This is a genomic window from Phormidium tenue FACHB-1050 (assembly GCF_014696925.1).
In the GTDB taxonomy this organism is placed as follows: domain Bacteria; phylum Cyanobacteriota; class Cyanobacteriia; order Pseudanabaenales; family Pseudanabaenaceae; genus Pseudanabaena.
Genome location: NZ_JACJQY010000026.1, coordinates 1 through 25,227 on the forward strand (window position 1 = coordinate 1; position 25,227 = coordinate 25,227).

26 protein-coding genes are annotated in these 25,227 nt (G+C 44.1%); 14 read left to right on the plus strand and 12 right to left on the minus strand.

Translation table 11 applies throughout. The annotated features are described in order from the left end of the window. Nucleotides 1-116: 116 nt before the first annotated feature. Together H6G05_RS15425 and H6G05_RS15430 are read right to left on the minus strand one after the other, a co-directional pair. On the minus strand, nucleotides 117-380 hold the full coding sequence (locus H6G05_RS15425; protein WP_190579080.1) for a Txe/YoeB family addiction module toxin: 264 nt from the start codon (nucleotides 378-380) through the stop codon (nucleotides 117-119). Next, nucleotides 361-510, minus strand: a complete 150-nt coding sequence (locus tag H6G05_RS15430) for a hypothetical protein (RefSeq protein WP_190579082.1) — start codon at nucleotides 508-510, stop codon at nucleotides 361-363. The genes H6G05_RS15425 and H6G05_RS15430 overlap by 20 nt, the downstream gene beginning before the upstream one ends. Between H6G05_RS15430 and H6G05_RS15435 the strand changes: the two genes are divergently transcribed. Next, nucleotides 509-1,618 carry an S-(hydroxymethyl)glutathione dehydrogenase/class III alcohol dehydrogenase gene (locus H6G05_RS15435; RefSeq protein ID WP_190579084.1) on the plus strand — a complete coding sequence of 370 codons (1,110 nt, stop codon included), beginning with the start codon at nucleotides 509-511 and terminating at the stop codon, nucleotides 1,616-1,618. The genes H6G05_RS15430 and H6G05_RS15435 overlap by 2 nt on opposite strands. A gap of 168 nt (nucleotides 1,619-1,786) precedes the next feature. Here H6G05_RS15435 and hemW read toward each other — a convergent pair whose 3' ends face one another. Continuing rightward, nucleotides 1,787-3,019, minus strand: a complete 1,233-nt coding sequence (gene hemW, locus H6G05_RS15440) for a radical SAM family heme chaperone HemW (RefSeq protein WP_242025556.1) — start codon at nucleotides 3,017-3,019, stop codon at nucleotides 1,787-1,789. Nucleotides 3,020-3,205: 186 nt separating this feature from the next. Here hemW and H6G05_RS15445 point away from each other — a divergent pair, with 186 nt between their 5' ends. The 5 genes from H6G05_RS15445 to H6G05_RS15465 all read left to right on the plus strand — a co-directional run bounded on the left by H6G05_RS15445 (nucleotide 3,206) and on the right by H6G05_RS15465 (nucleotide 9,180). Continuing rightward, nucleotides 3,206-3,877 (plus strand): Uma2 family endonuclease, encoded by a 672-nt coding sequence (locus tag H6G05_RS15445; RefSeq protein WP_190579086.1) that lies wholly within the window; start codon nucleotides 3,206-3,208, stop codon nucleotides 3,875-3,877. 151 nt (nucleotides 3,878-4,028) lie between these two features. Then, on the plus strand, nucleotides 4,029-6,239 hold the full coding sequence (locus H6G05_RS15450) for a caspase family protein (RefSeq protein ID WP_190579088.1): 2,211 nt from the start codon (nucleotides 4,029-4,031) through the stop codon (nucleotides 6,237-6,239). Between the two features lie 136 nt (nucleotides 6,240-6,375). Beyond that, nucleotides 6,376-6,750 carry a response regulator gene (locus H6G05_RS15455; RefSeq protein WP_190579090.1) on the plus strand — a complete coding sequence of 125 codons (375 nt, stop codon included), beginning with the start codon at nucleotides 6,376-6,378 and terminating at the stop codon, nucleotides 6,748-6,750. 4 nt (nucleotides 6,751-6,754) lie between these two features. Beyond that, nucleotides 6,755-8,296 carry a response regulator gene (locus H6G05_RS15460; RefSeq protein ID WP_190579092.1) on the plus strand — a complete coding sequence of 514 codons (1,542 nt, stop codon included), beginning with the start codon at nucleotides 6,755-6,757 and terminating at the stop codon, nucleotides 8,294-8,296. Between the two features lie 143 nt (nucleotides 8,297-8,439). Further along, nucleotides 8,440-9,180 carry a phycocyanobilin:ferredoxin oxidoreductase gene (locus tag H6G05_RS15465; protein ID WP_190579094.1) on the plus strand — a complete coding sequence of 247 codons (741 nt, stop codon included), beginning with the start codon at nucleotides 8,440-8,442 and terminating at the stop codon, nucleotides 9,178-9,180. Nucleotides 9,181-9,420: 240 nt separating this feature from the next. On the opposite strand, the gene H6G05_RS15470 is transcribed toward H6G05_RS15465, so the two are convergent. The 6 genes from H6G05_RS15470 to H6G05_RS15495 all read right to left on the minus strand — a co-directional run bounded on the left by H6G05_RS15470 (nucleotide 9,421) and on the right by H6G05_RS15495 (nucleotide 15,425). Next, entirely contained in the window at nucleotides 9,421-10,074 is a 654-nt protein-coding gene (locus H6G05_RS15470) for a response regulator transcription factor (protein ID WP_190579096.1), read from the minus strand. Between the two features lie 120 nt (nucleotides 10,075-10,194). Further along, a complete protein-coding gene (locus H6G05_RS15475) occupies nucleotides 10,195-11,376 on the minus strand; it encodes a sensor histidine kinase (protein WP_190579098.1) in 1,182 nt (393 codons plus the stop codon). Then, nucleotides 11,373-12,137, minus strand: coding sequence for a CPBP family intramembrane glutamic endopeptidase (locus tag H6G05_RS15480; RefSeq protein ID WP_190579100.1), 765 nt, complete (start codon nucleotides 12,135-12,137; stop codon nucleotides 11,373-11,375). The genes H6G05_RS15475 and H6G05_RS15480 overlap by 4 nt, the downstream gene beginning before the upstream one ends. 15 nt (nucleotides 12,138-12,152) lie before the next feature. Next, a complete protein-coding gene (locus tag H6G05_RS15485) occupies nucleotides 12,153-12,866 on the minus strand; it encodes an ABC transporter ATP-binding protein (RefSeq protein WP_277874764.1) in 714 nt (237 codons plus the stop codon). Nucleotide 12,867: 1 nt separating this feature from the next. Next, nucleotides 12,868-14,073 (minus strand): ABC transporter permease, encoded by a 1,206-nt coding sequence (locus H6G05_RS15490; protein ID WP_190579101.1) that lies wholly within the window; start codon nucleotides 14,071-14,073, stop codon nucleotides 12,868-12,870. Continuing rightward, entirely contained in the window at nucleotides 14,073-15,425 is a 1,353-nt protein-coding gene (locus H6G05_RS15495; RefSeq protein ID WP_190579103.1) for an efflux RND transporter periplasmic adaptor subunit, read from the minus strand. Before H6G05_RS15495 ends, H6G05_RS15490 begins: the two co-directional genes overlap by 1 nt. A 183-nt stretch (nucleotides 15,426-15,608) precedes the next feature. On the opposite strand from H6G05_RS15495, the gene H6G05_RS15500 reads away from it, so the two are divergent. The 7 genes from H6G05_RS15500 (at nucleotide 15,609) to H6G05_RS15530 (ending at nucleotide 20,952) form a co-directional block, all read left to right on the plus strand. Then, nucleotides 15,609-16,019: a choice-of-anchor I domain-containing protein gene (locus tag H6G05_RS15500; RefSeq protein ID WP_190579105.1), complete on the plus strand. Its 411-nt coding sequence runs from the start codon at nucleotides 15,609-15,611 to the stop codon at nucleotides 16,017-16,019. A 10-nt stretch (nucleotides 16,020-16,029) separates the two neighbouring features. Beyond that, nucleotides 16,030-16,539: a YncE family protein gene (locus tag H6G05_RS15505; RefSeq protein WP_190579107.1), complete on the plus strand. Its 510-nt coding sequence runs from the start codon at nucleotides 16,030-16,032 to the stop codon at nucleotides 16,537-16,539. A gap of 797 nt (nucleotides 16,540-17,336) precedes the next feature. After that, nucleotides 17,337-17,855, plus strand: a complete 519-nt coding sequence (locus tag H6G05_RS15510; RefSeq protein ID WP_190579109.1) for a phycocyanin subunit beta — start codon at nucleotides 17,337-17,339, stop codon at nucleotides 17,853-17,855. Nucleotides 17,856-17,954: 99 nt separating this feature from the next. After that, a complete protein-coding gene (gene cpcA, locus H6G05_RS15515) occupies nucleotides 17,955-18,443 on the plus strand; it encodes a phycocyanin subunit alpha (protein WP_094534526.1) in 489 nt (162 codons plus the stop codon). Nucleotides 18,444-18,681: 238 nt separating this feature from the next. Further along, nucleotides 18,682-19,500 carry a phycobilisome linker polypeptide gene (locus H6G05_RS15520; protein ID WP_190579111.1) on the plus strand — a complete coding sequence of 273 codons (819 nt, stop codon included), beginning with the start codon at nucleotides 18,682-18,684 and terminating at the stop codon, nucleotides 19,498-19,500. Nucleotides 19,501-19,678: 178 nt separating this feature from the next. Further along, the gene (locus tag H6G05_RS15525; protein ID WP_190579179.1) at nucleotides 19,679-20,545 is read left to right on the plus strand and encodes a phycobilisome rod-core linker polypeptide; all 867 of its coding nucleotides are present in this window, start codon (nucleotides 19,679-19,681) and stop codon (nucleotides 20,543-20,545) included. A gap of 176 nt (nucleotides 20,546-20,721) precedes the next feature. Continuing rightward, entirely contained in the window at nucleotides 20,722-20,952 is a 231-nt protein-coding gene (locus H6G05_RS15530) for a phycobilisome linker polypeptide (RefSeq protein ID WP_190579113.1), read from the plus strand. A gap of 112 nt (nucleotides 20,953-21,064) precedes the next feature. Here H6G05_RS15530 and H6G05_RS15535 read toward each other — a convergent pair whose 3' ends face one another. Beyond that, complete coding sequence (locus H6G05_RS15535) at nucleotides 21,065-21,571, minus strand: hypothetical protein (protein ID WP_190579115.1); 507 nt, start codon at nucleotides 21,569-21,571, stop codon at nucleotides 21,065-21,067. Between the two features lie 245 nt (nucleotides 21,572-21,816). On the opposite strand from H6G05_RS15535, the gene pyrE reads away from it, so the two are divergent. Then, on the plus strand, nucleotides 21,817-22,377 hold the full coding sequence (gene pyrE / locus H6G05_RS15540) for an orotate phosphoribosyltransferase (protein ID WP_190579117.1): 561 nt from the start codon (nucleotides 21,817-21,819) through the stop codon (nucleotides 22,375-22,377). 134 nt (nucleotides 22,378-22,511) lie between these two features. Here pyrE and H6G05_RS15545 read toward each other — a convergent pair whose 3' ends face one another. Continuing rightward, on the minus strand, nucleotides 22,512-23,321 hold the full coding sequence (locus H6G05_RS15545) for a prohibitin family protein (RefSeq protein WP_190579119.1): 810 nt from the start codon (nucleotides 23,319-23,321) through the stop codon (nucleotides 22,512-22,514). 179 nt (nucleotides 23,322-23,500) lie between these two features. Continuing rightward, the gene (locus H6G05_RS15550) at nucleotides 23,501-25,111 is read right to left on the minus strand and encodes a flavin-containing monooxygenase (protein ID WP_190579121.1); all 1,611 of its coding nucleotides are present in this window, start codon (nucleotides 25,109-25,111) and stop codon (nucleotides 23,501-23,503) included. Between the last annotated feature and the right edge of the window lie 116 nt (nucleotides 25,112-25,227).

Below are 25,227 nucleotides of genomic sequence, written 5' to 3' on the forward strand. Positions count from 1 at the left end.
TCTCTGTCTCAAGTTCTTCGCTGTAATAACCCAAAATTATTCCTTTTCTTTCTTTGTCTGAGATTATCCTAATTTGCACAAGTTATTTGTTTTTCATTCCTAATTAAAAAGTCACTCTATTTTTTATAGTGAAATTTGCCACTCAAAATGATCACTGCATCCTCACTCACCTTATAAACCAAACGGTGTTCATCCGTAATCCGCCTTGACCAACAACCCTTCAATTCATACTTGAGTGGTTCAGGCTTCCCAATACCTGTAAATGGATTGCGTAACGTATCATCAATCAGTTCCACAATTTTGGCATAGACCTTTTTATATTCCTTCACCCAGCCATTAAACTGTTGGAAAGCTTTTTGCTCAAATATGATATTTCTCATGCCATTCCTCTGCCGAGAAAGAAACCAAATTTTCGCCACGCTCCACATTGGCGATCGCAGCTAAAAGGCGATCGCGATATAATTTCAAATACATCGTCAGCCATAAACTCAGGGACAGCATAAGATTCATGGACGTAAAAGCCGCAGTCGCCTTCGCCGCAGGACAACCCCTCAAAATCGAGACAGTCCAACTAGATCACCCCAGAGCAGGAGAAGTCCTCGTTGAGATCAAAGCCACAGGAGTCTGTCACACCGACGCATTCACCCTCTCAGGCGATGACCCCGAAGGACTATTTCCCGCCATCCTCGGACATGAAGGCGCAGGTGTCGTCGTCGAAGTCGGCGCAGGTGTAACATCTCTCAAAGCAGGCGATCGCGTCATTCCCCTCTACACCCCCGAATGTCGCAACTGCTCATACTGCCTCAGTGGTAAAACCAATCTCTGCCAAGCAATCCGCGTCACCCAAGGTCAAGGCTTAATGCCCGATGGAACCAGTCGCTTCTCCATCAATGGCGAAAAAATCCATCACTATATGGGAACCTCCACCTTCGCGAACTACACCGTTCTCCCTGAAATTGCCTTAGCCAAAATCCGCGATGATGCCCCCTTCGAGAAGGTCTGCTATATCGGCTGCGGTGTCACGACAGGCATCGGCGCAGTAATTAACACCGCCAAAGTCGAAGTGGGTTCCAATGTCGTTGTCTTTGGTCTAGGTGGCATTGGCTTAAATGTGATCCAAGCATGTCGGATGGTCGGAGCAAACATGATCGTCGGCGTAGACATTAATCCCAAAAAACGCGCTCTTGCCGAAAAAATGGGCATGACCCATTTTGTGAATCCTTTAGAAGTAGAAGGCGATCTCGTTCCCTATCTCGTTGACCTGACTAAAGGCGGTGCAGACTACACTTTTGAATGTATTGGCAGAACCCAAACTATGCGCCAAGCCCTCGAATGCTGTCATAAAGGATGGGGTGTCAGCGTAATTGTCGGTGTCGCAGGTGCAGGTCAAGAAATCAGCACCCGTCCCTTCCAATTAGTCACAGGTCGAGTCTGGAAAGGCACAGCCTTTGGTGGCGCAAAGGGACGTACTGATGTTCCCAAAATTGTTGATTGGTATATGGAAGGTAAAATCGATATCGATAGTTTGATCACCAACGTGATGCCAATTGAGCAAGTTAATGAAGCTTTCGATATGATGCACAGAGGCGATGCCATTCGCACAGTCCTAACGTTCTAAAGGCTTTGCCATAAATATGATGGCGCGATGAAGCCGCACCATCATAAATCGCCACAATGTTTCCCTGTCATCTTATAAAGAGGATTTGGAGACCAAATCCCTACATATTTTTGTAAAGGTAGGGGCTTGGTCTCCAAGCCCCAATCTCATCGTTCCTCCTAACTTCAGTTATACATGTAAATTCTCGTATAAGTCAGCAATGACGATATTAGAAAATAACCAACCATCAGGAGGAACCAACATAATGCGAACATCCTCTGGCTGTTCCACAAACCTGACCCAATCCTGCCCACGATAGCGATCAAGAATCTGCAAAGCGCGATCGCATAGATCTTGACCATAGGTTTCTTGCAAAGCTTTCAAGCTCAAACCTTCTGCTATTCGTAAACCCTGCATCAGAGTATCCATTAACTCTTCCGCAGCATCAATAATCGGAGCCGTAAAACCAATTCCTGAACTTTGCCAAAGCGCGATCGCCTCAAGATATTCGCGCATTTTCCGAGGACGATCAATTCTTTGGCGATTAATATAACTGGTTGCACCCATACCCATTCCATAGAAGGGTTGATTATGCCAATAGGTCAAATTATGTTTTGCTTGATAACCAGATTGAGCATAATTCGAGATTTCATAATGGACATAACCGACAGATGGCAGTAACTCATGGGCAGTCCTATACATCTCGACCGTATGGGATTCCGTTGGCAATGGATTATCACCTGCTTGATAGCGCTTACCAAAGGCAGTTCCCTCTTCAATGGTGAGATCATAAATTGATAGATGGGTAGGTTGTAAAGCGATCGCTTCCTTTAGCGAAAAATCCCAATCTGCCATTGATTGATGGGGAAGCCCTGAGATCAAATCCAAACTGAAGTTCTCAAAACCAGCATTTTTAATCGCATCTACGGCTTCATATATTTCCTCCACGCTGTGACCTCGTCCACAGACATCCAATAGTTCTTGCTGAAAAGCCTGTGCGCCCAGACTAATGCGATTGATCCCTAAACTGCGATAACCTTGCAAACTCTCCAAACTCACTGTGCCTGCATTTGCCTCAAGAGATATTTCCGCATTAGAGGCGATCGCAAAGTATTTAGCGATCGCCTCTAGGATTTGCTCAACCTGTGGAACTGATAGCAAAGATGGCGTACCACCACCAAAAAATATAGTTTGCAAAGTCTCTACAGGCGGAATCTCAGCGACGGTGAGCGCAATTTCTTGACAGAGAACATCGACATATTGCTGTTTGAGATTCTCTCCCCCTGTCGTAATTGCGAAGTCACAATAGAAACAGCGTCTTTTGCAAAAGGGAATATGTAGATATAGCGATTTGGGAAATGTTTGGCTCAAGGTAGCAATGGGATGATTAATTGAAGATTGGCGCTTCGCGCCAATCTTCAATTATTGGATAAAGAGATTATATAATTAGATTTATACCAATTCACAAAAGTGTAACGACACTTTTGTGAATTAAAAACCAAACCCAGTAAGGGTTTTAAAAGCACAAAATGGCTACGCTATTTTGTGCTTTGATGTTAGCTGCTTGGCGATCGCGAATTTACCAATCCCAAATACCGATCCAAAACTATGACCAACGCCATCTCCACATTAGAAACCATCTATCCTAGTAGCGATGGGCAACCTATGGCTGAGAGTACCGAACATTATCAATGGATTGTGACGATCGCAGGTGGGTTAGAAGATCTATTTAAAGATGACGATAATGTCTTTGTCGCAGGGGATTTACTCTGGTATCCCATTGAAGGACAGGCAGAAATTCGTCGCGCTCCCGATGCGATGGTGGTATTTGGCAGACCAAAGGGCGCAAGAGGTTCCTACATTCAACACCTCGAAGCAGGAATTGCACCTCAAGTTGTATTTGAGGTCTTGTCTAGGGGAAATCGGATTTCGGAAATGGCGCGGAAGTTTGAGTTCTATCAAACCTATGGCGTGGAAGAATATTATGTTTATGATCACCTTGCTAATGATCTAGTCGGTTGGATAAGAAATCCCGAAGATCATCACCTAGAACCAATTGCCGACATCCAAAACTGGATAAGCCCCCGTTTAGGAATCCGTTTTGAACTTACCGATGAAACTCTTAAAATTTTTAAACCTGATGGGACAAGGTTTTTAACCTATCTTGAACAGCCTGAACAAGCTACTGCGGAAAGAGTTGCTAAAGAACAGGCGCTAGATACGATCGCCAAATTTGCGGCTAAACTCCGTGAAATGGGTGTTGATCCAGAAAACCTTTAACCTCAAAAATAAATAGGGCGCAAAGCACCGTATTTATTTTTGAGTAATTCTACTCATTGAAAATCCCATAAAATAACTGCCAAGAGTTGCCTTGAATCGGTTTTAATTAAAGGAGCGATCGCAAAAAAACAAAGGAATTCACGGCAGAAATATGGGGATTGCACGGCGACAATTCTTGCAGGCAGGGTTGACCAGTCTGATCGGATGGCAATTTCTCACCCGCGATCGCGTGGCTTTTGCCGCAGAGCAGTATGTGCGTCAAACGACTGCATCCAATCAACGTAAACGAGCGCTATTGATTGGGATTAATCAATATGATGCTAAAGAGGAATCCCAAAATGCTGCTGCAACAACCAATGGATGGCTGCCTTTGCATGGTTGTGTTAACGATGTGGAGTTACAAAAGGAACTACTAATTCATCGATTTAGGTTTGCACCCCAAGATATTGTGACTCTGACCGATCGCGAAGCGACTCGCAGTAATATTGCCGATGCGATCTCCACCCATTTAGTAGCCCAGACCTTGCCCAATGACTTGGTAATCGTTCACTTTAGCGGACATGGTTCGCGACTGGGTAATTACAATACACTCGTACCTGTAGATAGTGGCTTGCCTCAAAATTTAGAAAATCTACGGGACATTACAGAACAGGAATGGCAGGGTTGGCTGCAAGCGATCGCCACAGATCGGATTTTGAATGTGATCGATGCAGGTTTTTACTATCCGAATGTATCGGCGATCGGCAATTTCCGTCTGCGATCGAGGGTTGGATTAAAAAACTGGCAACCAACAGCAGAATCCCTTGAGAATCAACCCCAAACCAAACCCATCAGCACAACTTTACGCGCCGCCTCAGGCGATATGCTCTGTGCCGATGCTCAATGGTCTGGCTTTAGTAGTGGCGCATTCACCTACGCCCTAGTGCAGCAATTGTGGCAAAGCACTCCTGCGACCACGATCCATGTGGTAATGAGTGATTTGGCAACCACCCTCGATCGCCGCGCTTTACACAATGACAATCTCACAATCGAGAAACAAGTTGCGAATATGTGGGAAGTTGAGGCAACCAAACAAAAGGTGATCGCCACGACTACTTTTGCCGAGATGTTACCAATTCCTGACTTTGGTTCCGATGGCGTGATTATTAATAGCACTGGCGATCGCCACACAGCAGATGTCTATCTGGCGGGTTTACCAATCGCTGTTTTAAGTAATTATGCGGCAGGAGCCATTTTGAATGTAACGGCAGCAAGTACTTCAGAAATAGCTAGTGCATCAGAAACCCATTCTGTTCTCAAATCAATTCCCGCAAACCCACAAGCTACAGTGCAATTGAAATCCCGTAATGGATTTAATGGCAAAGTTGAAGTTTTAAACGAACACAGCATCAATCCCAAATTAGAAACAGGGCAATTACTTCAGGAAGTAATGCGCGCCATTCCGCACAATGTCAAATTAGCGATCGCCCTTGATGTGGGCTTGAGCAAAATTGAGCGCGTTGATGCAACTAGTGCCTTCTCGACTTTGCCAAATATGTTCGGCGTAAATGCCAATGAACAATGTGCCGATTGTTTATTTGGAGTGCAGTCAGCAAGCTACGGCTTATTTACCGTTGGACATACACCGATTCTTGGTTCCTTTGGCTCCGTGGGCGAGTCGGTGGGCGTAGCCATTAAACGCTTACAACCTTTTCTAGAAAGCCTCCTCGCCGCTAAACTAATCCGCACTACCGAAAATCAAGCCGCAACCCATCTAGATGTACGGGTCACCCTCAAGGCGATGATCGGTGTTGATGAGCGATCGGTCACCTTAGCCAGTCAATCTGCGGCAAGGGCTTCTCTAATTCCTGCTAATAATGCCAGCAACACCGTACGGACTAAACCGATTAATATCAGCGATCGCCTCGAATGTCAGATCGAAAACTTTAGCGATCAACCTCTGTATATGCGAATCTTTTGCCTCGATCCACGTAGCAAGATTCTCACACCCAACTTTATCGCCACTCCCTACGCCAATGATGGCATCATTCCCGCATCGGAAACTCTCACGGTTCCCTATCCCAAAGCGCCGATGAATTGGGCAGTCTCTGCACCTAAAGGCATGGTCGATGTGTACATTGTGATTAGCCGATCGCCACTTTTACAGGTTGCCAAAATCCTTGAAGCTTCACAACGTCAAGCATCCTCTTTAAATGGATTAATTTCTATTCCCAATCCCTTACAAGTCGCTCAATCTCTACTAGCGGATCTCGATCGCGCAGGTAAGCCTTCAGATTTTGGGAATGCTGCTAATGTAAATGATGCATGGATGCTAGATATGCAACAATGGGCAACCTTCAGTTTCAATTATCAAGTTGCTTAAATAGCTAGATCAATAAAGGCGGCGCTTCGCGCCGCCTTTATTGATTTGGGTTTTATGTCCTAAGCAAAACTTTCATTGCTATAGAAAACGCTATAGTTTCATAATGAAAATAGCTGTTTATAGCTAATAAAAAGCCATGCCAACCAAACGAATTTTGATTGTTGACGATGAAGAAAGCATTCAAACTGTTGTGCAGTTTGGCATTCAGATGGTCGCCGATTGGGATGTGCTAATTGCCAGTTCTGGTCCCCAAGGGATTAAAACCGCTTGTGACGAGAGTCCTGATGCCATATTGCTCGATGTGATGATGCCAGATATGGATGGTATTGCCACATTTAAAGCGCTTCAGTCCGATCCACAAACGTCCCAGATTCCTGTAATCTTTTTGACAGCTAAAGCTCAAACTTCTGAAAGAAGGCAATTTAACGATTTAGGAGTCAGTGGGGTAATTACCAAACCTTTTAATTCTCTTGATCTCCCTGATCAGATTGTCAAAATGCTGGATTGGTAAAGTTATGAAGATACTTCTTATAGAAGACGATGACGTATTAATTGCGGTCTTAACTAAGAATCTGAAAGACAATCACTACATTGTCGATGTGGTCAAAGATGGCGAGATGGGGTGGACATATGGCTCTACCTTTGAGTATGACTTGATCGTACTCGATATTGTTTTACCGAAGTTAGATGGCATCCGTCTATGTCAACGCTTTCGAGCGGAAGGTTATACTATGCCAATTCTGTTACTAACCGCCCAAAATGCTAGTACGGCAAAGGTTAGTGGATTAGATGCAGGTGCAGATGATTATGTCGTTAAGCCCTTTGATGTACCCGAATTAATCGCAAGGATTCGTGCCTTATTGCGACGCAGTAATTCTAGTTCTTTTCCCTTATTAGTTTGGGGAGATTTACTACTAAATCCAAGTACCTGTGAAGTTTCTTACAATAACCGTCCCCTCACCCTTACCAATAAAGAATATGAGTTGTTAGAGCTTTTATTGCGTGATAGTCAGCATTTATTAAGTGCGGATGAAATCCTCGATCGCCTTTGGTCTTCCGATGAATTTCCATCCGAAGCAACGGTGCGATCACATATTCGGCGATTACGGCATAAGTTAGTAGAGTCGGGCGCTCCATCAGATTTTATTGCGACTGTTCATGGGCGCGGCTATTACCTCAAAGCACCAGATAAAGCCGCTGAAATAGATCTACCAAATCCAATTGAGTCTGTTATTCCAAATTCGCTGAAGTTACCCAACTCTAACTCTCAAGATACTCAACAAAAGCAATACTTAGAATTTTTAAACCAGCTTTGGATTAACACTAAACCAAAAAGTCTGGAGCAGTTAGAAGTGTTATTTGAAGCGGTCAGCAAATTGCAATCTGGAGATCTCGATCCGCAATTACAAGCTCAGGCTCAACAAACATCGCACAAATTAGCGGGAACTCTAGGAACGTTTGGGTTAATGATCTCTATGCAGTTAGCGAGTCAGCTAGAAAGTTTACTCCAAAGCCAACCATTACTCAAAAAACAACAGTTAGAAGTTTTGGAAGCCTTAGTAACTTCCTTGCAAAAGTCAATTGAGAATACCTATGTAATCGAAAGCGCTCCCATAGGGACAAATACGACCATATCATCGTCAGGATTGCATCTGGATCATGCTCAAATCGAGGCAAAGGTGATGATTGTCGATGATGATGTGGATTGTTTGCGATCGCTTCCTAAACTCCTCAAGCCTTGGGGCTTTAAAGTAACGACCTTGGCAGACCCACAGGATTTTTGGACGGTGTTACAGTCGGTTAGCCCTGATGTCTTGGTGTTAGATATCAATATGCCTCAAATCAATGGATTGGAAATCTGTCAGGCTCTCAGAAACAATCTGGAATGGCAGCGTTTACCCATATTATTTCTCAGTGTGATGACAGATGCGAATACCCAAAACCTCGCTTTTAGTGTGGGTGCGGATGACTATTTATGTAAGCCAATCGTAGGGCTAGATCTAGCTAATCGGATTCATAATCGTCTGCAACGGGTGAGAGCCTATCAATACAAGTAAAAGGTGCGCGAAGCGCACCTTTTACTTGTATTGATAGGCGGCGCGGAGCGACAGCTATAAATTGCACATATTTTGCACAATAAATCAGTCATGGTCACAGAATAAATACTTTTTTAAAATTCATATACATTGAGATAAATCGCATGACTCAAGCCATACAAGCGTCGTTGCGAGAGCAACAATATCCCCTCATTCATAACCTAGCCAACTGTATCGAATCTGTATGGCGCGAGAATCTAGATTTGTCTCCCTATCAAGTTCCAGAAGATCTAGGCTATGTGGAAGGCGCTTTAGAAGGTGAGCGTCTCATCATTGAGAACCATTGCTACAGCACACCCCAATTTCGGAAGCTACATTTGGAACTCGCCAAGGTTGGCAGTGGCTTAGATATTCTGCATTGTGTGATGTTTCCTAATCCGTCCTATGGCATTCCTATTTTTGGAGCTGACTTAGTGGGTGGCAGAGGAAGTATCAGCGCAGCGATAGTTGATCTTTCTCCTGTGCATCCTGAACGCGCTTTACCTCGCAGTTACCACAATGCTTTGTCGAGCTTGCCTGCGATCGCGTTTGAGCAGACTCGTGAGTTGCCAGCGTGGGGCGATATCTTTTCAGATTTTTGTTTGTTTGTGCGTCCAATGGGCGATCGCGAGGAGGCGGCTTTTTTACAAAGAGTGCGTGACTATTTGACTTTGCATTGTCAGCTTGCGGTGGCAACTGAGCCGTTAACGACTTCTGTGGAGATCGATCAGATTTTGGCGGGTCAGCGCTATTACTGCGAGAAGCAACAGCAGAATGATAAAACTCGCCGTGTTCTCGAAAAGTCTTTTGGCACAGAATGGACTGAGCGTTATATGACAACAATGCTTTTCGATTTTGCCACCTAGAGCTTCGTTAGAAAAAGTCGGGGATCTGTGCATTTAATGACGAATTACTACCGCATGATCTCAAAGGAATAAACAAGCGATCGCATGGGCACCAGCTCCACCTTAAGAGATCACAACCCTTTCTCGATTCCACAGGAAAAATCAAATAGCACCTTCCCGATCTTGCTACCTTTCCTCCTCTACAATCTGAAGCCAGTGATTAAAGCACACACCGAGTTGGATATCGAATAGGCAAAGGATTTACTTTGCATCAGTTGGCTTGTTGAGATGTTGTTGTGCCCAGAGTGCGGCTTGAGTGCGATCGCTCACTCCTAGCTCGTTCAAAATGCGGCTAATATGGTTTTTCACAGTGCCATGGGCAAGATGGAGAATTTGAGCCATTTCCTGATTTGTTTTTCCTTTCCCCAATAGTTGCAGAATCTCCAATTCGCGATCGCTAAACCGATGCTGATATTCTGCGTTAGCAGCTAGAGAAGTGGAATTGAGCTGAGCAAAAAGTTTGGATGCGATGGTCGCGCCTAGCTGGCTATAGCCCTGGTTTAAAGTACGAATGGCTGCCGCGACTTGTTTTGAGGTAGCACTCTTGAGAATATAGCCCAACGCCCCAGCCTGAAGCGATCGCCAGATGTATTCATCTTGGTCAAATGTGGTTAGAACCAGAATGCGAATCCAAGGAAAGCGCTGATGGATTTCGCGAGTGGCAACAACACCATCACATATTGGCATTTGCACGTCCAGTAGAACAATGTCAGGTTGTAATTCTTCTGCCAAGGCGATCGCCCTTTGTCCGTCACCCGCCTGACCGACGACCTCCAAGTCATCTTCCAAGCTCAGCAACGCCGCCAACCCCTCGCGAAACATCTCTTGATCATCTACCAGTAACAGTCGAATCATATAAGTAGCTCACCATAATTAAAACCTAAAAAGCTGTTCCGCCCGCTACGCGGGCGGAACAGCTTTTTAGGTTTTTAGTTTACTTATGCCTAGGAACCCTTCACAACCAATTCAGAATTGCTATAGCGGAGTCATTACCCGAATTCGAGTGCCTTTTCCGATCGCACTGATGATCTGCAATTCACCACCCAGCAGATGTACCCGCTCCTGCATCCCTTTCAGCCCATAACCATTGTAAGTCAAGGTTGGATCAAATCCTTGACCATCATCTTCTAGCTCTAGAAGAATGGCTTCTGAAGTCATCTGACTGCTTAAGTGAACCTTAGTGGCATGGGCATGTTTCTGGATATTGGTAAAACCCTCTTGGACAACGCAATACAATTGATGACTCGTTTGCAGTGTCAGAGGAGGTAAGATGACCTCGACTTGAATGGTGAAGGTATGGTTCTGCCGAACTTGATCGATCAGCCTTTGCAACGCCGTGGTTAAATCAAACTCTTCCCGCACCGCCTGGACAGCTTGCCGTACAGATTCTAAACATTGACTCGCCAGTTGTCGAGAGTTGTTAAGAGCTTGATTCGCTTGATCAGGATTCCGTTGACCCATTGCCTGTGCTAACTCCAATTGAATGTTTAGAGTCGTTAGAGAATGTCCGAGGGAGTCATGAATGTCTCGAGCAATGCGCGATCGCTCCAGTGCCGCTGCCAAGGATTCAATTTCCAGACTGAGGGCTTCTGCTCGCTGACGGCTACGGCGTTCTTCCACAATCACAAAGCCCAGCAAGATCACAAACAAGCTAATGCCAACATACTCGATCAGGCTACTGACAACCATGATTTGAGGTTTATACAGTTCTTCCCAATGATTGGGACGGATAGTTTCAGCAAACTGTTCACCCAACAATGGCAGTGTCCAGAGAACGGTGAATAAATAAGCAACCCCAGTACTGATGACAGTGAAAAAAACTTCCCGGCGACTCAACAAAAAGCAGCTTTTAATCAAAAAAAAGTAAAGTAGGATATCAAAATCAATCCAAAGCAGTTGAGCAACCAAGATTAATACAATTTCGATCGCAACATAAACCCGTCGCTGCCAATGAGGACGCTCAAGGGGAAAGATAAAACTAAGAACGAAAAAAATAACAATAAAGATTGCAGCTCTGAAAAATAGATTGGGCAAGAGCTGAATCTTATAAAAATACTGATCGATCGCGTAGAGCAGTAACATCATCAGCAGTAATGCCCACTCGGCATACCGCAGTGTTCGCTGAAGAGATGAGGAGGGGAGGGTAAGTAAGTTCATTGCCTCTCTAGACTCTGAAAGTCAATCGTAGCTATGACAACGTGAAACACCATGTGAGCAATCATTGCTGACTCAAGTCCTTTTTGCCAGTAAAGATACCCGGCAATCAATCCAAACAATGTGTTTCCGACAACGATATAAATCGTCAATGGAGTCGTTACTTGAGGGCTGATCTCGAATGCTAGGGGTAAGTGTCCTAATCCAAAGATCAACGCAGAAATGGTGATGGCAAGCACAACGTATTGAACATTAGGAGTGCCTTCAGCTTTTTGTAGAAAACGCCACAATAGCCATACCAGAACTGTTAAAAGTCCCCATCTCAGCATGATCTCTTCTGTAATTCCACCGTACAGCAGGCGCATCAACAAGGGGCTACCTTTAGAAAACTGCTCAGCCTTGGTCAGGAAGTCTGAGGGCAGGGATGGCTTCCATAGGAGAGACCACACAGAGATGACAACAGCTCCCAGCACTCCACCCAACAAACCAGGAATGACTTGAGCATGAATGACCGCTAGTTTTTGTGAACTGCCACTGGCAACGGCTTCAGCAAACGGGGCTGAAAAGCCAACCTGAGGAGCCAGGTTAACTCCAGCGAGCACTGCAATGGATAACAGAAAAGTAGGTGAGATCAGATTCAGCAGCTTAGCCACTGGCAGGGGAATGTCTTCCTCAGGAATGGGTAGGTTGATCCAAAGGAGGGAGAGTACACCTATCATGCCAGCACACCAGAGAAGGGCAAATAACATTTTTTTAGAAACCATAATGTGTATCAAGGCTTAATTGACTAACTGATGAAGGTCTTGAGGTGCTAAGTTTGGGTTTATCACCTGACCATCTTTGAACCAAATCACTCGTTTTGTGGTGAGAGCCACATCGGCTTCATGGGTCACCATAACCACGGTCATGCCGCTGCGATTCAGTTCAGTAAAGATATCCAGAATTTCTTGAGTGGTATGGGAGTCTAAGGCTCCAGTCGGTTCATCAGCCAGTAGCAACAGAGGTTCATTAACAATTGACCTAGCGATCGCCACGCGCTGTTGCTGCCCACCAGAAAGCTGAGTCGGCTTGTTCTGCAACCGATTTTCTAGCCCGACGCGCACCAGTGCAGCGGTGGCTCGTTTGAGTCTCTCGGTTGGCGGGACATTAGCATACACCATTGGCAGCATCACATTTTCTAGTGCCGTTAACTGCGGCAACAGATGGAATTGCTGAAACACAAACCCTAATTTGAGGTTGCGGATCCGAGCGAGATCTGTCTTGGTAAGCTCCGCGACATTCTCGCCATCCAAATAATAGGCTCCCTTGGTCGGGCGATCTAAACAGCCAATCAGGTTCATCATTGTGGATTTACCAGAACCCGACGCGCCCATAATGGCGCAGTATTCTCCCTGTTCAATGCTGAGATCAACCCCAGCCAGAGCGTGAATGAGGGTTTCACCCATGCCGTAGACTTTTGAGATGCCCTCTAAACGAATCATCACATTCGCCATATTAAGACCTCCTCAATGAGACAATCGGATCGAGTTTTGCTGCCTGACGCGCGGGAACTACCCCAAAAATTAGCCCAATGCCACCAGAAACACCCGTTGCCAGCACAATGGCGCTAAGGGGTACAGTGGGTTTTAGAGGGGTAAACATTCCCACTAACACCGTACTACCCATGCCAATGCTAATGCCGATAATGCCCCCAGCAACTGAGAGAATGACGGCTTCAATCAGAAACTGTTGCAGGATGGATTGTTCTGGTGCACCGATCGCCTTTCGCAGTCCAATTTCCTCGGTGCGCTCTGTCACCGACACCAGCATGATGTTCATAATACCGATACCGCCCACCAGCAGAGAAATTCCGGCGATCGCCGCCAGCAGAATACTCAGCGCTCCCGTAATCTGACCCAGCAAATCCTGTACTGACTTATTCGCCACAACTAGAAAGTCTTTCTTGCCATGCAAACGGGTCAGAATATTGGTGACTTGAAACGCCGCCGCTCGAATGCTAGCTCGGTCTTTAGCAGAAAACTCAATCTCATCAATGGACACTCCACCGGGAACGCTGCGCCCTACCAATTGGTTTGCCATAGTCGTGATGGGAATAAAGGCGTTGACATCAGGATTTACCCCCAAAGCCCCTCCTTTGCGTTGCAGTACCCCAATCACCTGAAAACTGCGATCGCCAATCTGAATCTCTTGTCCGATGGGGTTGGCGCGATTGAACAATTTTTGGGACAGCTCGTCACCCAACACCACGACAGTTGCATCCTGCCGTTGAGCCATTTCATCCCAAAAGCGACCCGTCCTAACTCGCATGTTCCTGACTGGCAGAAAGCTGGGCGTGACACCCTGCACCGTTGCTCTAGTCGTTTGACTTTGATAATTTACCGTCAGACTAGAGGAAATTATTGGTGAGACAAGCTTCACCGCCTGAGCCTGATCTGCGAGCGCCTCCGCATCAGACAGCAGTAACTGGGGTGGATCTCCAGTTACTGCTTCGCTCCCCTGCCAATCCCTGTACACATATAGCAGATTTGACCCTAAGGATTCGATGCTTTCTTGCGTAAAGGTTTGTGCCCCCTGCCCAATGCCGATCATGGCAATGACAGATGCATTGCCAATTACAATTCCCAGCACGGTCAGGGTACTACGAAGTTTGTTAGCAGCCAAGGTTTTGACCGCCATTTTGACGTTCTCTAAGAGATGCATTACATTCCTGTTCCTTGTGTGTTGTCTACACCTGGAATGATTTGATTCGCAGGTGGGCTGATGAGAATGCGATCGCCTGCTTTTAGCCCTTCTAGAATTTGCGCCTGGCTACCGTTCTCAGAACCGAGGCGAATAAGCTGGAAGCGAATCTCTCTGTTTGCATCAAGCAGCCATATTCCCCTCTGTCCATCTTTTTGCGTCACCACAGCGGACAGGGGCACCACCAAGGCGTTCTGGATAGGTTCTGCAATAAATGCCAGTTTTACATTCATTCCAGCTTTCAGTTGCTCCAAGCCGGTCTCTAACTTCACCTTGACTCGAAAGGACGTGATGCTGTTTTCCTTTACTGCTCTAGGGGCGATCGACTGCACCTGTCCTTTAAATACCTGATCGGGGTAACTGTCGCTCCGCACCTCAACCGATTGCCCTTGTTTAATCCCAGCAATGTTGGCTTCTGGCACTTTGGCTTCCACTTCCAGTCCACTCGATAATTCGGCAATTGAGGCCGAGGTGGCACCGTCGCTGCTGGATGCAGAGGTGGTGGGAGCAACAAAATCCCCTACGTCAGTAAAGCGACGGGTAATGATACCGCCAAAGGGCGCTCGCACAAGGGTATTGTTTAGCTGGATCTGAAAACTTTGGAGTTGAGCGTTGGCTTCCGCGACCTGAGCACGAGTTTGGGCGATTTCTTCTGCCCGAAAGCCGCTGCGCTGTCGAGCAAGATCCTGCTGGGAGATCGCAAGGCTAGCTTGGGTCTGGGTCAGATTATCTTCAGCATTGCGCACATCTACTTGCGATTCATTCAGCGCCTCGCGAGTAATGGCTCCTTCCTTTTGCAGGATTTGCCGACGGTTGAGTTTCTCCTTGGCTAGTTGCAGCCGCGATCTCGCCTCTTGTACCCGCGCCTCCGATCTGATTACATCTGCCTCCGCTTTAGCAACCTCTTCCTGACGAGATCCAGCTAACCTCTCAGCCAACTGCGCCTGCGATCTATCCAATATGGCTTCATACTGGCTGACCTGCGCCTGAAGTTGCTCATCGTCCATGCGGGCGATCGCTTGTCCCGCCTGAATGCGATCTCCCTCCCGCACAAACAATTCCATGATTCTCCCCTGTGTGCTTGGGCTGATGTTAATTTTGCGAATCGATTGTACTAAGCCATTGACCTTAATCTGCAACTGCAAATCTTGAGACTTTACCAGCACCGTATCGGTTTCAATATTGATCTCTGGTGTGGGTTGAGGGCGAAAAATTATGTAAGCGATCGCGATTGTTCCCACAAGCCCAATCGCTGAGATACCAAGTTTCCAGAAGTTAAACTTGCTAATTTTGATCGTCATCAAAGATTGCATAGGCACTACAGAATATGACTACGATCAATATAGTCAGAAAGATAAATGGAGGCTTGTAGCTGGAGACATTGGTTAGCATGACTCTAGTCATGATGCGATCGCTCCTGCCACCTCGCTTAACCTTTCACTAAAATCGTATCTATTTTTGTCAAAGAAAAACCAGGTCAACTCCTATTCTTTAACATGAGCGATCGCAAACAAGTAGCTAGTCTTACCCTCCCTGGTATTGGTCCTGATAGTATTGCCATTACCCCTGATGGGAAAAAATTAGTAGTTGCGATTGAAGATGAAGAAAATACCGATAAGTTGCCAGGTAAAAGACTGGGAACAGTTGCGATCATTACCCTCGATTACAATAACTTATCCAAGTCATCCATTCAAAACATCGCCATCAACCTCAAGGGAATTTCTGGGGTGAATTTCCCTAACGCTCCTCAGCCAGAATACGTGGCAATTTCTCCCGATGGCAAAATGGCTGCTGTAACCTTACAAGAAAATAATGCGATCGCCTTGATTGATATTAAATCAGCCAGCGTAACTCGGATTTTTTCAGCTCGCACAAGTTACTCAACTTGCAGACCTGAGCGACGATGACAAAGCTAGCTTGACTGAGAAATTCACTAGCCGGCGCGAACCCGATGGGATTGCTTTTACTGCTGATGGTCTTTTTTTTGTTACAGCCGATGAGGGAGATACGGAGCGCAAAACTTTTGGTGATAATGTCTACTCTGGTGGACGAGGCTGGACTATTTTTGATCTACAAGGTGCAGTCGTTTATGAAAGCGGCAACTCTGTAGAAGCGATCGCTATTAAAAATAGTTTTTATCCTCTCAAACGCTCTTCAAAGAGAGGTATTGAATTGGAAAGTGCAGTAGTTTCAGTTGTAGCCAACAAACAGGTTGCTTTTCTAACCTCAGAGCGGGGCAACTTTTTGTTGGCTTATGACATTTCGTCGATTCGTATGCCGGTTCTTTTAGGGGTTGTGCCGACTGGCAAAAATCCAGAAGGATTAGTAGTGATTCCTAGTCGGAATTTGGTTTTAACTGCCAATGAAGGGGACGGTACAATCGATATCATTAAGATTAAGCCACAGATATATAGGGCTTTAAGTTAAATCATAGACAGAGGAACTGGTAGATCTAAACATTGAAAGTTTCTCTGTTTCTTTATCTATACTTTGCTTCTTGGTCGAGGATGACTCTGCTGAACAGATACTTACGCAACCATCGCCTAGCACTAAGAATATACTTTTTAAAGATTTTTATTGCGGCTATTCTCAATAGTTGCCGCCAGATCAATACAAAGTTTTCATAATGAGAGTTACTGGTAGATGACGAATTACCAGCCAACAATAAATAATTGTTAAGCAGATTATGTCGCAATGTTCTTAACAATTACCAATACATCGGTTTAATTTTTAATTTCCGTAAGTGAAGTCACACCTCGCAAATTGGCATTACGGACAATTCCTATAAATGAGAATGGCTAAAAATATTAGTTTGTTATCAATCTTTATATTAAGAAATAAGATCAAATAAAACGAATACTTTACAATTACTGATTAAGTAGAAATCCCTAGAGCGATTAGCTGATAAAGGCTTGCAGAACTCCCTCGAATTTTAAATTAACTCCATAAACGACACTTCTTGATTTGCACAAAAACTGCACAAATTAGTTGTTTTAATCTTTTTAATTCCAAAGCCGCTAAGCCAAAATACTTATCGAAATTAAGATTTGGTTCCCTTGGTTTAGCTCCATTAAGTAAGCCTGATATAAATTGATTGTCGTTTAATCAAGCATGACCGAGGATTCTATTCGTGTTGGATATTTGCATAAATTGATATCCAAAACAATAGCTAGGTTAGGAATAGTTCGCTTTTATACATCTTTAAAAAAAAGGAGATTCTTTAAATGCTAGATGCTTTTACTAAAGTAGTTGCTCAGGCAGATACTCGCGGAGCTTTTGTAAGTGATTCTCAAATTGATGCTTTGAAGCAAGTAGTTGCAGATGGCACCAAGCGCTTGGATGTCGTTAACCGCATCACCGCTAGCTCTTCATCGATCGTTACAGATGCAGCTCGTGCTTTGTTTGAAGATCAGCCTCAATTGATCGCTCCTGGTGGAAACGCTTACACCCATCGTCGTATCGCCGCTTGTATGCGCGACATGGACATCATCCTTCGCTATGTAACCTACGCCATCTTCTCTGGCGACGCTAGCGTATTGGAAGATCGTTGCCTCAATGGCTTGCGTGAAACCTACAGCGCATTGGGCGTACCTGGTGGATCTGTAGCAGTTGGCATCGACAAGATGAAAGCAGCAGCGATCGCACTTGCTAACGATCCTAATGGCGTAACCCGTGGCGACTGTAGCGCTCTTATCGCAGAACTAGCTAGCTACTTCGACAAAGCCGCAGCATCCGTAGGTTAATCATTAAATTTTTTGCATTAACTTTTTGCAATATTTTATTTTTTTCTTTTTCTCGCAATTTCAAAACTTCTCATATAAATTCCTAGAGGTACATTAAGTATGAAAACTCCTTTAACCGAAGCAGTTGCTACCGCCGATTCTCAAGGGCGCTATCTCAGTGTTCCCGAAATGCAAGCCGCATTTGGTCGTCTACGCACAGCCGCAGCTAGCCTTGATGCTGCTAAAGGATTGAGCGCTAAAGCTTCTAGCTTGGCTGAAGGTGCAGCAAATGCTGTTTACCAAAAATATCCCTACACCACCCAACAACAAGGCAACAACTTCGCTTCTACCCCTCGTGGTAAAGCTAAGTGCGTTCGTGACATCGGTTACTACATCCGCATGATCACCTACTGCCTCATTGCTGGTAGCACAGGTCCTATGGATGATTATCTAGTAAGTGGTTTGACCGAAATCAACCGCGCATTCGACCTAGCTCCTAGCTGGTATGTTGAAGCTTTGAAATCCATCAAAGCTAATCATGGCTTGAGCGGAGATGCAGCTTTAGAAGCTAATTCCTACATTGATTACGCAATCAATGCCCTCAGCTAAGATTTTCTTGAGCCAGTAATGAATTGAGAAGCTTTGCAACTCAGTTCATTACACCAAAATCATCTCAATAAAGAAAATCCCGAAGACGGTAAGTACACCCTGAGGGGACGTGCTTACCGTTTTCTGCATTAAGGCTGTGATTGATTCGTGTTGGTTAGAATGGTCGGCAGTCTAAGCCGCCTATATAGCTAAGAAAATTTTAAAAAATCATTAAAAAAATTTATTAAGGAGCTTCGATATGACAAGTTCTGCAGCAGCAATCCGTTTAGGATTTGAGCCTTTCGTTAATTCTTCTCCAGTAGAATTGCGGACAAATTGGAGTGATTCTGACGTTCAATCAGTTATCTCTGCAACCTACAGACAGGTATTTGGCAACGAGCATCTGATGTTGTCAGAACGCTTAACTAGTGCTGAATCTCTACTTGCTAGTGGCAATATTTCTGTGCGTGAGTTTGTCCGCGCTCTAGCTCAGTCTGAGTTGTATCGGACTAAGTTTTTCTCCTCCACACCACAAGTTCGTTTTATTGAATTGAACTTTAAGCATCTTTTGGGACGCGCTCCCCATGATGAAGCAGAGATTACAGAGCATGTCAATCGCTATATTGATCATGGATATGAAGCAGAAATCAATTCCTACATTGATTCAATCGAATATCAAGAGAATTTTGGCGAAGCGATCGTTCCTTATTACCGTGCCTTTGAAACTCAACGTGGCAGTAGAAACGTAGATTTCAATCGCATGTTCCAGCTTTATCGTGGCTATGCTAACAGCGATCGCGCTCAAGGCAAAAACAAATCGACATGGCTAACTGCTGATCTTGCTCAAAATTCTGCTAATCCAATCCGCACTCCTCATTTTGGTCAAGCACTCGCTGGCTCGACTGGTGACGATCGCGGACAAGTGTATCGCGTCAGAGCAGTCCAATCTGATCGCGGACGCACTACCCAAATTCGTCGCAGTGTCAGTGAGTACTTAGTCTCCTACGATCAACTCTCGGCTACATTGCAAAGACTAAACCAACGCGGTAGCCGCATTACCCAAATTGCACTTGCTTAATGCGATCGCCTAAATTATGTTAAATGTAATGTATTGATGCAATATCTTTAACATAATTTAGATTCTAATTTAGCGCCAAGCGCTCTCAGGTTTTCGCCTTTTTTTATAGCTTGACTTTGCCAAGCTATAAAAAAAGGTTTAAAACCTAACTTGCTTAAACATCAAAGGAGAAAAAAATATAGTGATTACAAATGCTGCTTCCCGTTTGGGAACTTCTGCTTACAGTGAGACCAGCCCCACCGAACTTCGTCCTAACTGGACTCCAGAGAATGCTCAAGCAGTGATTAAGGCTGTTTACCGTCATGTATTGGGCAATGACTACATCATGGCATCAGAGCGCCTAACAGCATTAGAATCTCTGCTGTGCAATGGTCAAATCACCGTCCGTGAATTTGTCCGTGGGCTCGCCAAGTCAGAGCTATACAAGACTAAGTTTCTCTACCCAAATTTTCACACCCGCGTCATTGAACTAAACTTCAAGCATCTTTTGGGACGCGCTCCCTATAGCGAAGCTGAAGTAATTGAGCATCTTGATCGCTATCAAAATGAAGGTTTTGATGCTGATATTGATTCCTACCTTGATTCTGCTGAATACGAGGCCAATTTTGGTGACGCGACCGTACCTTACTATCGTGGTTTCGAGAATAAAGTTGGCGATAGAACCGTTGGCTTTACTAGAATGTTCCGCCTCTATCGTGGATACGCTAACAGCGATCGCGCTCAACTCGAAGGCAATAATTCGAGATTAGCAACTGAGCTTGCTCAAAATAGTGCTTCTGCGATCGTTGGTGCTTCTGGCAGTACTGAAGGATGGGCTTATCGTCCAGCCAGAGGTTCCATGCCTACTCGCGCTTTTGGTCGTTCCTCTACAGGATCAAGCGATCGTCTCTATCGCATCGAAGTTGCCGCAGCCACTTTACAAAGATATCCAAAAGTTCGCCGCGTCAATAAAGAATACATCGTTTCCTATGAGCAGTTGAACAGCACCTTGCAACGCATCAATAAGATGGGCGGCAAAGTTGCCAGTGTAACGATCGCTCAGTAATACCAAAACACAAAATGGCATAGCCATTTTGTGTTTTAAAACCCTTAATGGGTTTGGCTTTCAACCCACAAAAGTTTCGTTACACTTTTGTGGATTGTTATAATATTTTGGTTTTTTACGTTGTCATAGACAACGTAAAAACCACTTAAACAATTTACAACTAAAAATTTATTTTTATGACACCTTCTACTTCCACCACAGATACTCGCTTTTTTGTCTATGAAGTATCTGGGCTTAATCAGTACAAGCAACCTACAAACTTTAACTACACGATGCGCCCTATGGATAATGTCTTTATCCAAGTGCCATACAACCGCATGAACGAACAAATGCGTAGTATTGCTCGGATGGGTGGCACAATTGTAAATATTCGCCCCCTCAATGAAAGTTTGCCTGAAAGCGAGTAATACATAGCAATATTTAAACCCCAATAATAAAGGCGGCGCTACGTGCCGCCTTTATTATTGGGGTTTTATTTTAAACTCAACACAAAAAACTTATTTAGGGTAATTCCCATGATTACCACAAGGCAGGAACAGGACGCGAAGGGACGATAACAGGAGCTTCAATCCTAGGCATAGGAACCGCAGGAGCAGGCTCTTCAGGAGCAGCACAAGCATTAAATCCTTCACTTAGCAAAGACGAGCAGTAAGAACTAGGCAAATCACGAGTGCGAATAGTCGCATCACTAAGAGTTTGCAAGTCCATCATTTCTCGATTCATGGCTCTAAAAGCGTTAGATTGCCGCTCAATCCATTGATCCCTAAATGTGGTTTGAATATAGGCATTGGGTAAATTAGGATCAGAGGTCATATCTAAAACTTTATTCTGAGCCTGAGGGTAGGTAGCAGGAAAGTTTCGAGGATATTGATCTTGATCCGTAAGTAGGGGATCGGCAAAAGCTGCACCGCTAGCTAGCAGTGTTGATGCTGCAACTAGGGATGAAGCTAGCCACGAGAACTTAGTACTCATATAAGTATGAATCCTCACAGTTTGGACGCTGACTAATGTAGCAGATCCAGTCATAAATTGACTGATTTCAGAAGCAAACCCTAAGATTTTTGTTGAAAGTATTTCTTTGCAACACGTTCAACAAAAATCTTAGGGTTTGTCTGTATAGATAGCAAAGCAAGTTTTGCTTAGGACATAAAACCAGAAAATGAGTGGCGGCGCTTCGCGCCGCCACTCATTTTCTGGTTTTGGATCGAAAGGGATAAGCAGCCTTTACACTAAAAAAGTATTTATTAAGCTCAAAAAACGAAATCAAAGTTGTGGAACAGTCAAATCGTGAAAAGTTACTGGATCTATTTTGCCGTCTTGCTTACAAAAGCGGTGACTTTACGCTATCTTCTGGAAAAAAAAGCACCTATTACATCAATGGCAAGTTAGTTACACTGCATCCCTTTGGCGGATTGTGGACTGGACAAGTGCTATTAGAAATGTTGCCATCAGGCACAGGAGCAGTTGCAGGACTGACCCTAGGTGCAGACCCAATTGTGAGCGCAGTCAGTGTCGTCTCCGCATATGAAAACAAACCAATTCCCGCATTGATTATTCGCAAACAACCCAAAGGACATGGAACAGCCGCTTGGATCGAGGGACCAGAGCTTGCACCAAATACGAATGTGGTAGTACTAGAGGATGTGGTGACCACGGGGCAATCAGCATTATTTGCTGTCGAAAAGTTACGTAATGCAGGTTATACGGTAACCCATGTATTAACGCTAGTCGATCGCCAACAGGGAGGGGCTGAGCTTTACGCCAAGGAAGGGTTAAAGTTCGGGGCAGTATTTAATATTGATGAAATTCAGAGCTACGCCAAGGGGCTCTAGTAATGAATCACCCCGCCGCGAGCGGACGGGGTATCAAATTCTTTTTTAGCAGAATTTACTCACACCGCAGAGCGGTGGGGTATTTACCCTCTTAGTTCAAATAAACAAGAGTGCGCGAAGCGCACTCTTGTTTATTACTTTTGAGATTTTGTAATATCTAGGTTAAGAAAGGGAACCGCACCATTTCCTCCTAATACTTGAGGAAACTTACCATCCCATTTTTCGATCGCTTGTTTCTGCAACAACTCTGATGTCAGAGTTTCACGCAATAGTCGCTGTGCTTCGGCTTGCCCCTTAGCACGGTTAATGGTTGCTTCAGCTTCTTGCTCTGCTTCTCTAGCAATATATACAGCTCGCTGAGCGCGTTGTTCAGCAATTTGCTTCTCTTCTACCGCCTTAGAGAATTCAGTCGAGAAATTCAAATCAACAACGCTAGTATCCAAAACAATAATGCCGTATTTACTCAGTCGTTGACTCAAAGCCTCATCAAAATCCAGCTTGAGTTCATCACGCTTAGTGATCGCCTCTTCCACAGTGCGCCTTGCTGCGGCAACTTTAAAAGACTCTTGGGTTTGGGGAGCAATAATTTTGGAGACAATATTTTGCAAAGTCCCTTGAGTACGACGAATCGTGACCACTTCAATCGGATCAAGGCGAAAGTTAATCGCAAAACTTGCTGTGAGCTGTTGCAAATCCTTGGTAGAACTTTGGGCTGGCACTTCAAACTTCTGCACAGTCAAGTCATAGACATCGACTTGAGAAATGACAGGCGGCTTAAAATGCACTCCTTCTAGCAATACTCCATCCTTGGCTTTCCCCAATATGCTCAAAACCCCTGCTTCACCAGGGTTAATAATCACGAATGAGTTAAAACTGATAACCGCAAGAATTCCTAATATGGCAACTAGGACTAAGGATTGCCAGCTTGTTTCTTGGTCTTGCATTACTTTTTCCTATAGTTTACGGCTTTCGATCATATAGCAATCAACATCCTATTGCAGTTTTTAGATAAGTCCGTTACAGGCATCAGTTTCAAAGGATTTAAACAGGTAAGGATAGGCGGCGCGAAGCGTCGCCTATCCTTACCTGTTTAGCACTACCTCAAACTCATGTCCTATTAATTTCATGCACGGGGCTTTGATTTAAAAATAGGTCTCCATTGTTCCTTTTTATCTTTTGCGAACTGACTCTTAAACCAGAATAGAAATAAATTCTTTAAGGAACCTTTATATGCTGACAGTTTTAACTTTAATGGATCCGTGGAATTGAAAAGACTTGTCGGTGCAAGAGTCCATTTTTCATGAGCAGATTCTCTTGAGCTAGGTCCAATAAGTCTGTACTGACATGGCCAAACATGGTGAAACCAATATACACAGAATTTGATCGGAGATTTAATAAAAAGAGGACGTGGAGGTCTACATCCAATTAGCTCAGCTATACCATCGTTATAACGAACTCCGTTCACTAACCCAAAAACATTAGGAGTCTCGTAAAACTCATTTTTCCATTTTGCTTTATCTTGTTGAGCTAAGATTTCCAAGTTTTCTGGTAATGATCTTTTAGCAGATAAAACTAATGCATAATACCGAGCTTGAAGTTCAGAAATTAACGGAATTCCTCCTTGTGTAGGTCTAATAAAACCAATAAAAGCTATTTTATCCCGAAAACTAGGGTGAAAGACTTGCAAATAGCAATCTCTAATATCTTCAAAGTAAAGTTCTGAATTTAAAAAAGGAAGGTGAAATTTAAATCCAGTACAGAAGACAATAACATCAAACTCTTCCTTTCGCCCAGAGTTAAATAAAACAGTAGATCCAGAAATCTCTTGGATTCCACCGATGTCTATTTCCATTCCTTTAGCAACTGCATCAAAAATACGTTCTGTTTTTGTAACAACTGAACCGGGCTCGTCAGGAGCTGCAAGCATATGCTGTGCAGATAGTTTATCTGGTTCATATTGAGAGGTAAGGAAATATCTCCAACTATCACGAACAAGTGATGATTTTTTATTTGCTGGCAAGCTATGCCAAAATCGAGTTTGAAGAACATCTATAGGTTTATCTTTATCAATGTATTTTGGAGCAAAAAGATGATACCTTCTCAATGATAAGGTCGTATTTCCAGCTATTTCAGCTATCTCAGTTACGATGTCTGCTGCAGATTCACCCATTCCCAAACATAAAACTCTTTTCCCTCCTAGAAGACTTTTGCATTGCTCGGGGTTCTTGTATTCACTAGAATGTAGTACTTTACCAGGAAATTTATTAAGCCCTATTATTTCTGGTATATTAGGTTTTTGAAATTGACCTGAACAAACAGCTAAACTATCAAAATACTGTGTTTCACAAGCTCCAGTAGTTATATCTTTTACGGTGAGTGATAATCCATTATCTAAAAGTTTTACTTCTTCAACTAAGTAGTTGAATTTAATATTCTTCAATAAATCAAAATGTATAGAATATTGATCTAGATACTCTTTATATTCTTGCCTCGTCCAAAAGCGAATTTTTTCATGATACGGCATAAAATCAGAATATGCCATAAAGTAGTTAGAAGCAGTCAGATGTAGAGAGTCATAGTTAGTACCTAGATCAGAAAACACTCCACCAATATCGTTATTCTTCTCAAAACAAACTACATCATGTCCTTCTTCAACAAGCTCTTTTATCGTAGCGAGTCCAGATAGTCCTGCTCCTATTACAGCAATTTTTTTACCCATAATCTTTTCGCTCATGTCGGTATTTAGGTGAAACTTGATTTCATGTTACTGAGTATGTCTTCTAAGTATAAATTCTTAGATGTCCTCTTGAGATGGCTTCACCTACTTACTCAGATGAGGGAATCTTTTTG

What these genes read in the sequence shown, in the direction of transcription:
- H6G05_RS15490 (WP_190579101.1), bottom strand. Translation starts at nt 14,073, where the DNA reads ATGCATCTCTTAGAGAACGTCAAAATGGCGGTCAAAACCTTGGCTGCT.
- H6G05_RS15475 (WP_190579098.1), bottom strand. Translation starts at nt 11,376, where the DNA reads ATGAACTTACTTACCCTCCCCTCCTCATCTCTTCAGCGAACACTGCGG.
- H6G05_RS15550 (WP_190579121.1), bottom strand. Translation starts at nt 25,111, where the DNA reads ATGAGCGAAAAGATTATGGGTAAAAAAATTGCTGTAATAGGAGCAGGA.
- H6G05_RS15480 (WP_190579100.1), bottom strand. Translation starts at nt 12,137, where the DNA reads ATGGTTTCTAAAAAAATGTTATTTGCCCTTCTCTGGTGTGCTGGCATG.
- H6G05_RS15485 (WP_277874764.1), bottom strand. Translation starts at nt 12,866, where the DNA reads ATGGCGAATGTGATGATTCGTTTAGAGGGCATCTCAAAAGTCTACGGC.
- H6G05_RS15510 (WP_190579109.1), top strand. Translation starts at nt 17,337, where the DNA reads ATGCTAGATGCTTTTACTAAAGTAGTTGCTCAGGCAGATACTCGCGGA.
- H6G05_RS15435 (WP_190579084.1), top strand. Translation starts at nt 509, where the DNA reads ATGGACGTAAAAGCCGCAGTCGCCTTCGCCGCAGGACAACCCCTCAAA.
- H6G05_RS15430 (WP_190579082.1), bottom strand. Translation starts at nt 510, where the DNA reads ATGAATCTTATGCTGTCCCTGAGTTTATGGCTGACGATGTATTTGAAA.
- H6G05_RS15445 (WP_190579086.1), top strand. Translation starts at nt 3,206, where the DNA reads ATGACCAACGCCATCTCCACATTAGAAACCATCTATCCTAGTAGCGAT.
- H6G05_RS15450 (WP_190579088.1), top strand. Translation starts at nt 4,029, where the DNA reads ATGGGGATTGCACGGCGACAATTCTTGCAGGCAGGGTTGACCAGTCTG.
- H6G05_RS15460 (WP_190579092.1), top strand. Translation starts at nt 6,755, where the DNA reads ATGAAGATACTTCTTATAGAAGACGATGACGTATTAATTGCGGTCTTA.
- H6G05_RS15530 (WP_190579113.1), top strand. Translation starts at nt 20,722, where the DNA reads ATGACACCTTCTACTTCCACCACAGATACTCGCTTTTTTGTCTATGAA.
- H6G05_RS15465 (WP_190579094.1), top strand. Translation starts at nt 8,440, where the DNA reads ATGACTCAAGCCATACAAGCGTCGTTGCGAGAGCAACAATATCCCCTC.
- H6G05_RS15535 (WP_190579115.1), bottom strand. Translation starts at nt 21,571, where the DNA reads ATGACTGGATCTGCTACATTAGTCAGCGTCCAAACTGTGAGGATTCAT.
- H6G05_RS15455 (WP_190579090.1), top strand. Translation starts at nt 6,376, where the DNA reads ATGCCAACCAAACGAATTTTGATTGTTGACGATGAAGAAAGCATTCAA.
- H6G05_RS15425 (WP_190579080.1), bottom strand. Translation starts at nt 380, where the DNA reads ATGAGAAATATCATATTTGAGCAAAAAGCTTTCCAACAGTTTAATGGC.
- H6G05_RS15495 (WP_190579103.1), bottom strand. Translation starts at nt 15,425, where the DNA reads ATGCAATCTTTGATGACGATCAAAATTAGCAAGTTTAACTTCTGGAAA.
- H6G05_RS15500 (WP_190579105.1), top strand. Translation starts at nt 15,609, where the DNA reads ATGAGCGATCGCAAACAAGTAGCTAGTCTTACCCTCCCTGGTATTGGT.
- cpcA (WP_094534526.1), top strand. Translation starts at nt 17,955, where the DNA reads ATGAAAACTCCTTTAACCGAAGCAGTTGCTACCGCCGATTCTCAAGGG.
- H6G05_RS15470 (WP_190579096.1), bottom strand. Translation starts at nt 10,074, where the DNA reads ATGATTCGACTGTTACTGGTAGATGATCAAGAGATGTTTCGCGAGGGG.
- H6G05_RS15545 (WP_190579119.1), bottom strand. Translation starts at nt 23,321, where the DNA reads ATGCAAGACCAAGAAACAAGCTGGCAATCCTTAGTCCTAGTTGCCATA.
- H6G05_RS15520 (WP_190579111.1), top strand. Translation starts at nt 18,682, where the DNA reads ATGACAAGTTCTGCAGCAGCAATCCGTTTAGGATTTGAGCCTTTCGTT.